Origin of the sequence: Pseudomonas sp. BIC9C, from assembly GCF_034541995.1 — a bacterium.
GTDB classification, from domain to species: Bacteria; Pseudomonadota; Gammaproteobacteria; order Pseudomonadales; family Pseudomonadaceae; genus Aquipseudomonas; species Aquipseudomonas fluorescens_CC.
In genome coordinates this window covers 561532-576886 of record NZ_JAWDGM010000004.1, presented here as the reverse complement: position 1 = coordinate 576886, position 15355 = coordinate 561532, and the positions used below count along the sequence as shown (strand labels likewise).

Genomic DNA, 15355 nt, shown 5'->3' with positions numbered 1-15355 from the left:
TCAAGAAGTAAGCCTAGTAGCTTTCAACCTTCTATCGTCGATGATATGGCTTTCGTCGTGTGTGGGGGGATGCCTTTTAGTCGGAAGGCCCCTGGTTGCGCTTTAAGGTTGCAACTAGACATTTAATATGAATCCCTACAGAGATCGAAGCCGGTATGGGTTATTGCAGCTCAAGAAGTTTATTTAACTCAATAAGCTGACAAGAAAATACCGTGTCATCGCCATTGCGGCAGCATATGTGTGTCGCTGATAAATTTTTAATTCCGTTAGCTCTAATGTGATTAAGGCAGCACTCAGCCATCTCGAGAATGCAAATATAGTAAGTAGGACATTCCAACATGCTTTTTATTGCATTATTGCGTCGCACGACAGCTAATTTATCAGTAGCTGCGAAACTGTCATTCGGATTTGGCCTTGTTTTTCTATCCACACTAGGTGTCGCGGCGGCCGCCTTTCACTCTATGGGCATGCTGCAAGCGAGTAATACACGGTTACTTGGCCAAACAGCCCTTGAGGAGAGGATCCTGCAGGCGCGTATCGCAGAGAAAGACTTCGCTTTCAATCTCAAGCCACAGGCAGTCGAACAGGTTCGTGCTGACATTGATGAACTATTGCGACAATTTGATGTTGGTACTTCTCAGGTAGGTGAACATGACGCGATGAGGGGTGGGGCGGAGTCTTATCTGCAGCAGTTTCTCAATTATGCCGAGTCGCTACGCCAAGCTCATTTGGCGCGCTTAGCCATGCAGGTTCGAGCGAAGGCCATGGGGAACTCGTTCAATGCAGTGTTCCTGGATCGCCTGGATGCGTTCAATTCTTTGGTGGACCAGGGCCAAACTCCAGATGGAGAACAGATGCATCTCCTTGAGCAGTCGTCGGAGTTGCGGGATAAGCTGGTCAAGCTACGCGACAGCGAATTGCTATATTCGCTGGGGGACGAAGAGCGTCTCCGTGACGATTGGGAAGCAAACATGAGTGATTTGCTTAGTGCCATGCAAGCCCTGTCACTGCGTTTGAGTGACGCTGAGCAGAAGTCGCTGAAGGACGCCCTTGGTGCGCTTGATGAGTACCGTAGTGCCTTCGAGCGCTTCGCCGAAGGGCGTAATCGTGCGTCCGTTGGCAGCTCCGCGATGGAGGTTGACGCCAGGCATCTCACCGACTTGCTGGAAATAGAAAAAAATCGTCAGGAACAGTCGATTCGTACTGACAGTCTTATCGCAAGCACACAGCTGGGTTGCATTTCCCTGTTGGCATTGGCCCTGAGTGTGGGAGCTAGCCTGCTGATTCGCCAACTGATCCTACGACCGTTGCGCCAGACCGTACTATTGGCTCATCGCGTTGCATCAGGCGATCTGCGCGATGAGATAGGTGGTGCTGGGCGTCGCGATGAGATGGGGCAACTACTGGACAGCTTACGTGAAATGCTCGGTGGTTTGCGTGGCTTGGTTGGGCGGATTGGTGGCGGAGTAGGCCGGCTCAACGTGGCTACTATGGGCCTGCTCGAGATAATTGAACGCAGTCGTCACGGCGTAGAGCAGCAGCGGCAGGAGACTGAGCTAGCTGCCACCGCGATGAGGCAGATGACGGTATCTGCCGAGGAGGTGGCACAAAATGCCAGCGTCGCCAGTGATGCGGTGGCACAGGTCGATCGACAGGCTCGTGAGGGCGATGCCTTGGTGCGAGTGGCGCGTGATCGGATCGACAGTCTGGCTGAGGAAATGAGAGATTGCGCAGAGGCGATGCAATCGTTGTTGGCGGAGAGTGTGGCCATTGGTGGGGTGCTCAATGTAATCCGGGCGCTTGCCGAACAGACCAACTTGCTTGCGCTGAACGCCGCGATCGAGGCGGCCCGAGCGGGTGAACACGGTCGTGGTTTCGCCGTGGTTGCCGATGAGGTTCGTGCACTGGCGCTACGTACCCAAACCTCTACCGAGGAGATTGAGACGCTCATTGAGAGGCTTCGGGTTGTCGCACAGCTGGCTGCAGAGCGATTGAATGGGACGCATAGATTGACTGGAGAGACGGTATCGCTAGCCGGCCAGGCTTCGGATTCGTTGACTCGGATTGCACAGGCTGTCTCCAGCATCGAGCGGATGAACCAACGTATAGCCACCGCTGCAGAGCAGCAAAGCTCAATGGCAGAGCAAGTTGGTCAAAGCGTGGAACGCGTCCGCTCTATCGCCGAGGACAATGCACTCGAAAGCATCAGCCTGCTTTCCGCCACCGAGGGGCTACGCGAAGTAGGCGAGCAGCTGAATTCAGCAGTCGGACATTTCCGCAATTAATGTAGAGGCATCTCGGTGTTCCTATCCCGGTATCTCTGAAGTTGAACAAAGGGCCAATTATCCTAGCCCTGCGGAAGTACGACTTTTTCGTGCTGTTTCCGTAAGCAGCCAACTCGAGTTGGTGGACTTACTAGCCCAGAACCTTGATTGATGACGGCTATTAAGTCTAGGTCCGCCTAACATAATCCACTGGCTTTCATTCTTCTTAGGGGAGCAATATTTCCTTGAACAAGCTGGAAACCGAGTGGCTGCTTCACAGTCATAAAGCCTTGGGTTGCCATTTCAAAGTGACTTTGGGGATGATAAACAGGCCCGAATCTGCTGGTATGATTCCCCCGTAACCTGAGGCGCCCGTTGACCATATCACATGGGTTATCCGCGCTGGTTTAGATAGGCTCACTTATAGAGCAAGTCGAGCTTAACGCACTAAGTTGAGGCATTGGTTTATTATACCCGTCCACCCATCAGATGCCTTACAGAGCTCGATCCTCAATTGAGCGCCTATTGAAAGTTGTTTAAATATCTTCAATAGGAGCAATGTTTAACACACTTGCTAGTTGGCTTGGTATTTGCTTTGACTTCCGCATGTTAATGTCGTGGTTGGAGAAGTGAATGTCGCTAACAAGTAATTCTATGCGGTTGTCCTCAAGCGAAAAGCACTGGTTACCCTGGTTCGGTAAAACTGGAAAAATCGCAATGCGTCGGGCTTGTCTGCTGAATCAGTCGGCATACCCGCTGATCGAGCAAACGTTCGAAGCCATTGCTGAAACGCGCGTGCAGGTGCTGCACAATTGGGCGCGCGAACAATGGGAGCACTTGGCTGAGCTGGCGGAAAATCTCAGTCGTGATTTCGACCATCTCGACAGTTCTTCGCTGGTGGATAAACTCCACCAGGCTGAAGATTTTTCGGAGTTGTTTGTCGTCGACGCCAGCGGCACTGTTGTTTTCTCGACCTGGAAGGGACGCGGTAAAAGTCAGCCCGAGCAGTCTCGTGCGTTGACCGAAGGTTTGAAGGCGCCCTTTCTACATGGTCCTTACAGCGATCCTCTGACTTTGCAGATAGGTCCATCATCTTCACGTTTTCACGATGAAGTCACGTTGATGTTCTACCAGCCATTAAAGACAGGTGAAAAAGTCCTTGGCTGCCTCTGCGGTCGCGTACCAAACGATGTGTTGGGCGATCTTATCCAGCGTGAGGCCGGGCACATTTTTGCCGAGTCGGGCGACAACTATTTGTTCATGGCGCAGTCACGCTTTGATCCTGCTATCCAGCCGGGAACCGCGTTGTCGCGCTCACGTTTCGAGGACGGTACGTTCACTCACGGTGAGAATCTCAAAAGCGGTGTCCGCACGGATTGGAAGATCGTCCAGATCCAGCGCCATACTGAACTTGAACTGCGCTTCACTGATCCAGCGACTCAGCAACTGCACCCTGGCGTTCGCGAAACCATCCGAACCGGCTCCAACCTGTTCGTTACTTATCCCGGTTACTCGGACTATCGACACATTCCGGTGGTCGGTAAAGGTGTCACTTTCCAATTGCCAGGATCACCTGACGTTTGGGGCATGATGTGCGAGGCCGATCTGGAGGAGGTATACCGCCGGCGCTCTCTTAGTTACGGCTTGATGAAACCTTACCTCATGACCATGACGGGCCTTTTTGCCTGCAACTTCATGGTCCAGCATTACAGCGGTTTGGCACAGAGTCTGATTGATACCATCGAAGTCTTGAGTATGGTGTCCACCGCAATCCTGTTCAGTCTACTGGGGCCCAAACGTCTTGCGGTAAGGTTGAATGAGATGACAGGAGTCATCAGGACTATCGTGGAGGGCGAGGGTAACCTTCGCCAGCGTCTGGACACCACGCGCATGGCCAACGACGAGACGGGGGACATGGGGCGCTGGATCAATAGTTTTATCGACCATCTGGACTCGGTTGTAGGGCAGGTAATCAAAGCGAGCCGCAACGTTGGCACCACCAATCAAATGATGTTGGGACGTAGTCAGGAAGCCGGTCTCACTTCAGGCGAGGTTGCTCAAGCGGTGCACCACATGATGATCATCGTCGAAGATCAATTGGGCGAAATTCAGCAAGCCTCCGTCAGTGCGGTACAGATGAAGCAGGCAATGGACGAAGTGGTCATGCGTGCCCGCGAGCAATTTCTCGCCGTACAGGAAGGTACGCAGTCGATTCGCGATGTGGTCGAACGATCTTCTTCCAGTGTGCAATTACTCGACAGCCGCATGACACAGATCGGCAATATCACCGGCCTGATCAGTGACATCACCAACCAGACCAACCTGTTGGCTCTCAATGCAGCCATTGAAGCCGCACGTGCGGGTGAACATGGTCGTGGTTTTGCGGTGGTTGCCGATGAGGTACGCAGTCTCGCGTTGCGCACGTCGCGCGCTGCCGACGACATTCGGCAAATGGTCGAAGGCTTGCAAAATGAAACACAAAAGGCCGTAGGCTTCATGGAGAACGGCGTCAAGGATGTCGATAACAGTCTGCGCCTAGCCGAAGAGGCATCCTCGGAAAACGTGCAACTACATCAAGCCGTGGAAAGCATGTTTGCAATCATTCAGCAGCTCAACAAGCGCAGCCTCGACTACGGCAAGACGATCAAGAAGGTTGATCAGTCCTCCACCGAGATGCGCCAGACCGTCGTCGTGCTGCAGAGCAGCGCTGAAACGGTGAGGCTCAATGCCAACAAATTGCAAAAGTTGCTGGGGCAATTTGAGGTGAGCTGTAATGACCGACGAGGCGCGGCGGCTTGAGTCCGTGTAGTAGCGTGCATGCCAAACTGGACTGTGGCGCGTATCGGCGCAATGTTAAGTTAGAACAGACTAAATCGATCATATGACTGGGCGAGCGGGAGCCTGTCTGAATACTTCTACAAACAGAGCACTTCAGGTGAGCTTCAAATCGTAGAGGCGGAGTACAGTGAAAGGCACCGTAGAGGCCAGTCGGACGTCTGTTTTCGACCAGGGCTGTGTGCAGTCAAGCCGGAGGAGAGAGTTCCGTCTCACTCAGACCACTAATCAGTATTGGCTAACTGCGGCAGGGATGCCTAGGTCGGCAAACAGGGCTATTTACCTAGATTTTCTCAACAACTGATGCTGGTAGCGTTGGAGGAATGAACATGTCGAACCGGTTTAAGGAAGGACTGCATCGTTTCCAGGCGGATATCCAGAGCTTCAGAATCTGCGATGACGTCTCGAGCACAGCTCGGGCCAGCGCACGGGCAAGTGTGCCGAATACAGAACGCCGGCTTGAGCCAAGCGCGATACCCCAACTTGACGCATCAATGGTTACGCAACGGATCGTTTGTTGGGACGGACTTCATTACCGTGGTGTCTGTTATCCGCATCCCTATCTAAGATGGATAATCGGGGAGTGCGTATCAGTCAAAAGCTTCACGGCACATCCTTGTAAGTTTGTCAGTGCCTGCTTCAGATCGAGCATACCCCTGGTTCCGAGACCTTGAGCGCGCATGTATCGAGAGCGATATGGGCCGAAGACGCCATCAGAGAGAACGAAGGCAGGCGTATCCTCGCTTCAAACACGCTGCTTTTGTGGTGACCTGCATGAAAACAGGGAGGGCAGGGCACGTCTTTCTAAAGGGTTAGGGCGGAGCCAATAGCAATTAGCCGCGGGCACAGCTACACCTTCCAGCGCCTACACTATCCTAATCAATAGGGAACTCAGACATATCTACTTCGCGTATTTTAAAAATAGAGGTTAATCTGAACTTAGTTAAACTAAATAGATATTTAGTTGAGTTGGCTGATGTCCTCCGTGGAGCCTGTTAAGGTTGAATTGTCCCGAATTTTCCAGACAGAACCGAACATCATCTTTAGTCTGATTCTGATTGAAAATGACCGTCTGCTTCTGGCCGACAGGTGTCTCTCTCAATGGCCTGCAATTCACTCAAAACATACAGCCGTCCGTGACCCGAAATCTTGGCCTCGTCTGAACGTTGTAAATGCGCGGTAATGACCGCGGCCCAATTTTTTGCGACATATAGTGATGTTTTTCGAACTTCCTTAGAAATCGCTAGACATCGCTAGCCTGTCCAGATGTTTGTGATGGAACTGTGCTTAAAAACTGCAGGGCGTTTCAGTTTTTGATGATCCTATTTCAACTTTTAATGGCACTCGTCGCTAATACGGACTGTATTTGTGACGATAATTTAAATACTACAATTTGTGTTTTGATGGCCGGAGTCACCCACGTATCGTGCCGCACATGGATAAATGGATTGAATTGGTCAAGGCCAAGATGAGTGAACTCAAAATCACTCAAGAGATACTCGCCGAGCGCCTCGGGATGTCCCAGGGTGGCATTGGTCACTGGCTCAACAAACGTCGTGAACCCGGCATCGAAGACATGAACCGTGTGCTGCGGGCGCTGGGCCTTGAGTTTCTCGAGGTGGCGCTGGTGATCCGGGAACCGCAGGCGTCAACCGACGACGAAATCCCCCTGACACAGAAGTACAACCCCTACTTTCGCTACCCGGTCAGTGACTGGCGCGAACCTGCCGAAGTGCGCGACGGCGAGGTCGCGGTGTATGCAAAGGGGCACTTTGAACTGTCCGATTACCACGCCCGGGGGGCGGCGTTCTGGTTGAGAGTGGCGGGCGATGCGATGACCGCACCCAATGGCATCAGCATCCCGGAGGGCATGTTGATTCTGGTGGACCCGGCCGTGGAAGCCGTGCCTGGCAAACTGGTCATCGCCCAGTGGCCGGACAGCACCGAAGCCACGTTCCGCAAATTGATCGAAGAGGGCGGGCAGCGTTACCTGGTCCCGCTCAATCCGACGTATCCGAAAGCCTTGTACACCGAAGAATGTCGAATCATCGGCGTGGTGGTACAGGCGACAGCCAAATTCTAATCAGATCGGTCCTCGCAAGGCGTAGGACCGATCTTCATTTCACGCTTCTTCCAGTTCGACCAGCGCACTGCCTTCGCTGACCATCTCGCCTTCCTGGCAATACAGCGCCTTGATCACCCCGGCATGGGGTGCGCGGATGCTGTGCTCCATTTTCATCGCTTCCAGCACCACCAGTTGCGCTCCGGCTTCGACCGTTTGCCCGGCCTCCACCAGCACGCGCACGATGCTGCCGTTCATGGGGGCGGTCAGCCCGCCCTGATGGCTATGGCTGGCCTCGACGGCGCTGATCGGGTCGTAAGCCTCGATGCGGCGCAACTCGCCATCCCACTGCAAATACACATGTTCGTCACGGCGTATGGCGCGGTGTTGACGGCGCACGCCAGCCTGCTCGGTCAGCAGTTGCTCACCCTTGAGCCGAGCGCTGTGGGCATCGATGTTGCCCAGCGTCATCGCACGGTCCTGGCCTTCACAACTCAAGTGAAGGGTGACTTCTCTCGGCAAACCGGCACGCAACCCATTACGTGCCGCCCACGGCGAACTCGGGTCATCGGCGCGGGTAGCAGGCGACTGGCTCTGGGCAAATGCCTGGGCGGCGGCTTGCCAGAAATCATCGCTCAGTTGCGCTGGCGTCGGCAGCAACTGCTCCTGATAGCGCGGAATGAAGCCGGTATCCAGTTCGGCAGCGGCAAAGGCCGGGTGGCCGATGATGCGCCGCAGGAAATTGATGTTGGTCTTCAGACCGCCGATGGCGAATTCGTCCAGCATGCTCAGCAGGCGCAAGCGCGCCTGTTCACGGTCCTCGCCCCAGGCAATCAGCTTGCCGAGCATCGGGTCGTAGAACGGCGAGATCTCGTCACCCTCTTCAACGCCGCTGTCCACTCGACGCCCCGGTCCACGGGCAGACTCGCGATAAAGCTCCAGGCGACCGGTCGCCGGGAGGAAATCATTGCCCGGATCTTCGGCATACAGCCGCACTTCGATCGCGTGCCCCACCAGCGGCACCTGATCCTGAGTGATGGGCAATGCTTCGCCGCGTGCCACGCGAATTTGCCAAGCCACCAGGTCGAGGCCGGTGATGGCTTCGGTGACCGGGTGTTCCACTTGCAGGCGGGTGTTCATCTCCATGAAGAAGAACTCGCCGCGCGCATCCAGCAAAAACTCAACGGTGCCGGCACCGACATAACCGATGGCCTGGGCTGAACGCACGGCGGCTTCGCCCATGGCGCGACGCAGTTCCGGGCTCAGGCCTGGTGCCGGGGCTTCCTCGACGACTTTCTGGTGCCGCCGCTGAATCGAGCAGTCACGTTCGTTGAGGTACAGGCAGTTGCCGTGCTGGTCGGCGAACACCTGGATTTCCACGTGGCGTGGCTTGAGCAGGTATTTCTCCACCAGCATCCGCGAATCGCCGAACGACGATTGCGCTTCACGCTGTGCCGAGGCCAGGGCTTCGGCCAGTTGGCTGACGTCCTCGACCACTTTCATGCCTTTGCCGCCGCCACCCGCGGTGGCCTTGAGCAGCACCGGGTAGCCGATGCGCTCGCAGGCGGCGCGGAAGGTTTCCAGGTCCTGGGCTTCGCCGTGATAACCGGGCACCAACGGCACGCCGGCGGTTTCCATCAAGGCTTTGGCGGCGGATTTGCTGCCCATGGCGTCGATGGCCGAGGCAGGCGGGCCGAGGAATATCAAACCGGCGCTTTCAATGGCGCGGGCAAACCCGGCGTTTTCCGACAGAAAGCCATAGCCAGGGTGAATCGCCTGGGCACCACTGGCTTTGGCGGCGGCGATCAGTTTGTCGATTTGCAGGTAACTGTCGGCGGCTTTGCTGCCACCGAGGTCGACACGAATATCGGCTTCGCGGCTGTGCCGGGCGTCACGGTCGGTGGCGCTGTGCACGGCCACGGTCGTCAGGCCCAGCGCCTTGGCGGTGCGCATCACCCGGCAAGCGATTTCGCCGCGGTTGGCCACCAGCAGGGTGGTGAGGACAGGTGCGCTCATCAGCGGGGCTCCTTGGTGGTTTCGGCTTGCCAGCTCGGCGGACGTTTTTGCAGGAAGGCGCGCAGGCCTTCCTGGCCTTCCGGGCTGACGCGGATGCGGGCGATGGCGTTTTCGGTGTAGCGGCGCAATGCCGGGGTCAGTGAGCCGTCGCCGACTTCGCGCAACAGCTCCTTGCTGGCGCGCATCGCGGCCGGACTGTTGAGCAACAGGTTGTCGATCCACTGCTCGACTTTCTGTTCCAGCTCGGCACTTGCATAGCTTTCCGACAACAGACCGATTTCCCGTGCCCGTTGCCCGCCGAAGCGCTCCGCGGTCAAGGCATAGCGACGTGTAGCGCGCTCGCCGATGGCCTGCACCACGAACGGGCTGATCACCGCCGGCGCCAGGCCGATGCGCACTTCCGACAGGCAGAACTGCGCGTCATCGGCACCGATGGCCATGTCGCAGCAACTGATCAGGCCCAGCGCACCGCCAAAGGCCGCGCCTTGTACCACGGCCAGGGTCGGAACTTTCAGTTTGGCCAGGTTGTACATCAACTCCGCCAGTTCCCGGGCGTCATCGAGGTTGGTGGCGTAGTCGAGTTCGGCCGATTGCTGCATCCAGGCCAGGTCGGCGCCGGCGCTGAAATGTTTGCCGCGACCGCGCACGATCAGAAATCGCAGGCTGGAATCGCTGGCGACTTTGTCGAGGGCGAGGATCAGTTCGCGGATCATTTCGGCGTTGAAGGCGTTGTTCTTTTCTTCACGGCTGAGCCACAGGGTGGCAAAACCACGCGGGTCGGTCAGCAGTTCGAGGGTGTTGAAGTCGCTCATATTGTCCGTCTCCACAACTCTGTTCTTCTGTAGGAGCGAGCAAGCTCGCGATGAACGCTCAACCGACGCTGGCTACCAGATGCCCCGCGTTATCGTTAACGCCTATCGCGAGCAAGCTCGCTCCTACAGAGGTCGGATCACATCCGGAACACGCCGAAGCGGCTCGGTTCGATTGGCGCGTTCAACGACGCGGAAAAGGCCAGGGCCAGTACGTCGCGAGTCTGGGCCGGGTCGATGACACCGTCGTCCCACAGGCGCGCGCTGGAATAGTAGGGGTGACCCTGTTCTTCATACTGGTCGAGGATCGGTTGCTTGATCTCGGCTTCCTGCTCGGCGCTGAAACCATGGCCGCTGCGTTCGGCCTGTTCGCGCTTGACCTGCACCAGAACACCGGCAGCCTGTTCGGCGCCCATCACACCGATGCGGGCGTTCGGCCACATCCACAGGAAACGCGGATCGTAGGCGCGGCCACACATGCCGTAGTTACCGGCGCCGAAGCTGCCGCCGATGATCACCGTGAACTTCGGCACCTTGGCGCAAGCCACCGCCGTCACCAGTTTCGCGCCGTGCTTGGCAATACCGCCGGCTTCGTATTTCTGGCCGACCATGAAGCCGGTGATGTTCTGCAAGAACAGCAACGGAATGCCGCGCTGACAGGCCAGCTCAATAAAGTGCGCGCCTTTCTGCGCCGCTTCAGCGAACAGAATGCCGTTGTTGGCGAGGATCGCGATCGGGTAACCGTGCAGGTAAGCAAAACCGCAGACCAGCGTTGTCCCGAACAGCGCCTTGAACTCGTCGAACACCGATCCGTCCACCAGTCGCGCAATCACTTCACGCACGTCAAACGGTTGCTTGGCATCAGCCGGAACCACACCGTACAACTCGTCACTGCTGTAGAGCGGGGCGATCGGCGTGCGTTGCTGAACCTCGCCTTGCTTGCGCCAGTTGAGGTTGGCGACGCTACGCCGGGCCAAGGCCAGCGCGTGTTCATCGCTCTCGGCGTAATGGTCGGCCACCCCGGAAATCTTGCAATGCACATCGGCCCCGCCGAGGTCTTCGGCACTGACCACCTCACCGGTCGCGGCTTTCACCAGCGGCGGGCCGGCGAGGAAGATCGTCGCTTGTTCGCGGACCATGATGGCTTCGTCGGCCATCGCCGGCACATACGCGCCGCCGGCGGTGCAGGAGCCCATGACCACGGCAATCTGCGGAATGCCCATGGCGCTCATGTTGGCCTGGTTGAAGAAGATTCGCCCGAAGTGCTCGCGGTCCGGAAACACTTCATCCTGACGCGGCAGGTTGGCACCGCCCGAATCCACCAGATAGATGCACGGCAGGCGATTCTGCTGGGCGATGGTCTGGGCGCGCAGGTGTTTTTTCACCGTCAGTGGGTAATACGAGCCACCTTTTACCGTGGCGTCGTTGGCGACGATCATGCATTCGACGCCTTCCACGCGGCCGATCCCGGCAATCACGCCAGCTGCTGGAACGTCTTCGCCATACACCTCATAGGCCGCCAGTTGGCTGATTTCCAGAAACGGCGAACCCGGATCCAGCAAGCGGTTGATGCGCTCGCGGGGCAGCAATTTACCCCGCGAGGTGTGGCGCTCCTGCGCTTTCGGGCCGCCACCTTGGGCGACTTGGGCAAGCAGGGTGTGCAGGGCGTCGACCTGTTTGAGCATCGCCGCGCTGTTGGCGGCGAACTCCGCTGAACGGGGGTTGAGCTGGGTATGCAGGATAGCCATGGGCAGCTCCGTTTAGCGGGTTTCGTTGAACAGTTCGCGACCGATCAGCATGCGACGGATCTCACTGGTGCCGGCGCCGATTTCGTACAACTTGGCGTCACGTAGCAGACGGCCGGCCGGGAATTCGTTGATGTAGCCATTGCCACCGAGAATCTGGATCGCGTCGAGGGCCATTTGCGTGGCACGTTCGGCGGAATAGAGGATGACCCCGGCGGCGTCCTTGCGCGTGGTTTCGCCGCGCTCGCAAGCCTGGGCCACGGCGTACAGGTAGGCGCGGCTGGCGTTGAGTTGGGTGTACATGTCGGCGACCTTGCCCTGGATCAGCTGGAACTCGCCGATGCTCTGGCCGAACTGCTTGCGGTCGTGGATGTACGGCACGATCAGGTCCATGCACGCCTGCATGATCCCGGTCGGGCCACCGGACAGGACAACGCGCTCGTAGTCGAGGCCGCTCATCAGCACTTTCACGCCGCCGTTGAGCACGCCGAGGATATTTTCTTCCGGCACTTCGACGTCATCGAAAAACAGCTCGCAGGTGTTCGAACCACGCATGCCGAGCTTGTCGAACTTGTTGCTGCGGCTGAAGCCTTTCCAGTCGCGCTCGACGATGAAGGCGGTGATGCCGTGAGGGCCTTTTTCCAGGTCGGTCTTGGCGTAGATCACATAGGTGTTGGCGTCCGGACCGTTGGTGATCCAGGTCTTGCTGCCGTTGAGCACGTACTTGTCGCCGCGTTTGTCGGCACGCAGTTTCATCGAGACCACGTCGGAACCGGCGTTTGGCTCGCTCATGGCCAAGGCGCCGATGTGCTCGCCGCTGATCAGTTTCGGCAGGTATTTGCTTTTCTGTTCGTGAGTGCCGTTACGGTTGATCTGGTTGACGCAGAGGTTGGAGTGCGCGCCGTAGGACAACGCCACTGAGGCCGAGCCACGGCTGATTTCTTCCATGGCCACCACGTGGGCCAGGTAACCCAGGCCAGCACCGCCGTACTCTTCCGGTACGGTAATGCCCAGCAGGCCCATGTCGCCGAATTTGCGCCACAGGTCGGCGGGGAACAGGTTGTCGGTGTCGATCTGGGCGGCACGCGGGGCGATCTCTTTGGCGACGAAGGACTGAACCTGATCGCGCAGCATGTCGATGGTTTCACCGAGGGCAAAGTTCAGGGATGGGTAGCTCATGGGTCACCTTTTGGCTTTTTTGTTGGGCGGAGAGGGCCGTGATTCAGTTCTCACCTTTACGTTAACGTAAACCTGTGACGAATGGCTGTCAATCACCCTTTACGTTAACGTCAACTTGAGCGAGAGTAGAGGCAGTTCAAGATCAGCGCGGACCTACCCTGTGGGAGCGGGCTTGCTCGCGAAGGCGTCCTGTCAGTCGACATTCCTGTTGTCTGGTACACCGCTTTCGCGAGCAAGCCCGCTCCCACAAGAGACCGCCGGTAGCCCATTAATAAAGACAATAGGGGTCGTCATGGATCAACCCAGTGCAAGCCCGCAACGCAGTTACACCCGTGGTTCCCAGGACAAAGCCTTGCTGGCGATGACCATTGGCCAGGCGTTCGACAACACGGTTGCGCAGTACCCGGACGGGGAGGCGCTGGTGGTGCGCCATCAGCAGTTGCGTTACACCTGGCAGCAATTGGCCGAGGCCGCGGACCTGCACGCCAGGGCGCTGCTGGCGTTGGGGCTGCAAGCCGGGGACCGCCTCGGCATTTGGGCACCGAACTGCGCTCAGTGGTGCATCAGCCAGATTGCCACCGCGAAAATCGGCGTGATCCTGGTCAACATCAATCCCGCGTATCGCAGTTCCGAACTCGAATACGTACTGAAGCAATCCGGTTGCCAATGGCTGGTGTGTGCCGGGGCCTTCAAGACCTCGAACTATCACGCGATGCTGCAAGGCCTGGTGCCGGAACTGGCCGAGCAATCCATCGGCAAGTTACACAGCGAGCGGTTGCCGGAGTTGCGTGGCGTCATCAGCCTGGATGCGCAGCCACCATCGGGGTTCCTGCCATGGTCGCAACTGGCCGCTCTGGCGGGCGGCGTGACGGTCGAGCAACTGCATGAGCGCCAGGACAGCCTGCATTTCGATCAGCCGGTGAATATACAGTACACCTCCGGCACCACCGGTTTCCCCAAGGGCGCGACCCTCAGTCACTACAACATTCTCAACAATGGCTACATGGTCGGCGAAAGCCTGGGCCTGACGGCGGCCGATCGACTGGTGATCCCGGTACCGCTGTATCACTGCTTCGGCATGGTCATGGGCAACCTCGGCTGCATCACCCATGGCAGCACGATGATTTATCCGAACGACGCGTTCGATCCATTGCTGACCCTCGGCACCGTAGCCGACGAAAAGGCCACGGCGCTGTACGGCGTGCCAACCATGTTCATCGCCATGCTTGACCAGCCGCAACGTGCCGGGTTCGACCTGTCGAGCCTGCGCACCGGGATCATGGCGGGCGCGACCTGTCCTATCGAAGTGATGCGCCGGGTCATCAGCGAAATGCACATGAGTGAAGTGCAGATTGCCTACGGCATGACGGAAACCAGCCCTGTGTCGTTGCAGACCGGTCCGTCGGACGACCTGGAATTGCGCGTCACCACGGTGGGTCGCACCCAACCGCAGCTGGAAAGCAAGATCATTGACGAGGCGGGCAACCTGGTACCCCGTGGCACTATCGGTGAGCTCTGTACCCGTGGCTACAGCGTGATGCTCGGCTACTGGAACAACCCGCAGGGCACCGTAGAAGCCATCGATCAGGCAGGCTGGATGCACACCGGCGACCTGGCGAGCATGAACGATGAGGGTTACGTGTGCATTGCCGGGCGTAACAAGGACATGATCATCCGTGGCGGTGAGAATATTTACCCGCGGGAGCTGGAAGAGTTTTTCTTTACTCATCCGGCTGTTGCGGACGTTCAGGTGATCGGCATTCCTTGCTCGCGCTACGGCGAAGAGATCGTCGCCTGGATCAAGTTCCACCCTGGCCACAGCGCCACCGAGCAAGAGCTGCAAGCCTGGTGCAAGGAGCGCATCGCGCACTTCAAGACGCCGCGCTACTTCAAGTTCGTCGATGAGTTTCCAATGACCGTGACCGGCAAGATCCAGAAATTCCGGATGCGCGAGATCAGTATCGAGGAGTTGCGCAACAACAAGGCATGACGAGGCTTCTTGTAGGAGCGAGCTTGCTCGCGAAGAACTCAAGGATGCCGCGTTCATTCAGAATGTGCGCGTTATCGTTGGTGACCTTCGCGAGCAAGCTCGCTCCTACAGGGTGTGGTGAAATCTCAAATGCCAGACAGCACAAAGGGGAGCCGAAGCTCCCCTTTAATTTGTCGTTGCGCGTGCTCTTTTTTTATTATTGAGGGTCGGTCTGTTTTTGTTTTTGGCAACCGTTGCCCTTTACCGCTGTTTTTGGCGATCCCCATCCGGGATCAAGAGCAAACGTATTTTTTTGAGCGCTGATCTACTTTTTCGCCAAGCGATCCAACCAGTTCGGGAGCTACCTGAAGGTAGTTTTATTGTTCTCTGTCCGGTTGCGGGTAACTCCGAAAAGCACCCTGAAAAGCACATCTTCTCCAAAAAAATCTGTTAGCTGCGTCTCTGCCGTGTTGTTT

General features: G+C 57.3%; 8 protein-coding genes and 1 pseudogene. 5 read left to right on the top strand and 4 right to left on the bottom strand.

The window, feature by feature from the left end:
- Positions 1-338: 338 nt before the first annotated feature.
- From RS887_RS30630 to RS887_RS20480, 4 genes and pseudogenes are all read left to right on the top strand, one after another.
- Positions 339-1427, top strand: a pseudogene (locus RS887_RS30630) (HAMP domain-containing protein); the annotation flags it as partial.
- Positions 1422-2285: a methyl-accepting chemotaxis protein gene (locus RS887_RS30625; protein ID WP_416339988.1), complete on the top strand. Its 864-nt coding sequence runs from the start codon at positions 1422-1424 to the stop codon at positions 2283-2285. The pseudogene RS887_RS30630 and the gene RS887_RS30625, both read left to right, overlap by 6 nt.
- 612 nt (positions 2286-2897) lie before the next feature.
- Positions 2898-5063, top strand: coding sequence for a methyl-accepting chemotaxis protein (locus RS887_RS20485; protein WP_322616764.1), 2166 nt, complete (start codon positions 2898-2900; stop codon positions 5061-5063).
- Positions 5064-6534: 1471 nt separating this feature from the next.
- A complete protein-coding gene (locus tag RS887_RS20480) occupies positions 6535-7182 on the top strand; it encodes a LexA family protein (protein WP_111288008.1) in 648 nt (215 codons plus the stop codon).
- A 39-nt stretch (positions 7183-7221) separates the two neighbouring features.
- Here the strand turns inward: RS887_RS20480 and RS887_RS20475 are convergent, their stop codons facing one another.
- From RS887_RS20475 to RS887_RS20460, 4 genes are all read right to left on the bottom strand, one after another.
- Entirely contained in the window at positions 7222-9177 is a 1956-nt protein-coding gene (locus RS887_RS20475; protein WP_322616763.1) for an acetyl/propionyl/methylcrotonyl-CoA carboxylase subunit alpha, read from the bottom strand.
- Positions 9177-9989 (bottom strand): gamma-carboxygeranoyl-CoA hydratase, encoded by an 813-nt coding sequence (locus RS887_RS20470; protein WP_322616762.1) that lies wholly within the window; start codon positions 9987-9989, stop codon positions 9177-9179. The genes RS887_RS20475 and RS887_RS20470 overlap by 1 nt, the downstream gene beginning before the upstream one ends.
- Before the next feature lie 137 nt (positions 9990-10126).
- The gene (locus RS887_RS20465; protein ID WP_322616761.1) at positions 10127-11734 is read right to left on the bottom strand and encodes a carboxyl transferase domain-containing protein; all 1608 of its coding nucleotides are present in this window, start codon (positions 11732-11734) and stop codon (positions 10127-10129) included.
- A gap of 12 nt (positions 11735-11746) precedes the next feature.
- A complete protein-coding gene (locus RS887_RS20460) occupies positions 11747-12910 on the bottom strand; it encodes an isovaleryl-CoA dehydrogenase (protein WP_322616760.1) in 1164 nt (387 codons plus the stop codon).
- A gap of 292 nt (positions 12911-13202) precedes the next feature.
- Between RS887_RS20460 and RS887_RS20455 the strand changes: the two genes are divergently transcribed.
- The gene (locus RS887_RS20455) at positions 13203-14900 is read left to right on the top strand and encodes an AMP-binding protein (protein WP_322616759.1); all 1698 of its coding nucleotides are present in this window, start codon (positions 13203-13205) and stop codon (positions 14898-14900) included.
- Positions 14901-15355: the final 455 nt, after the last annotated feature.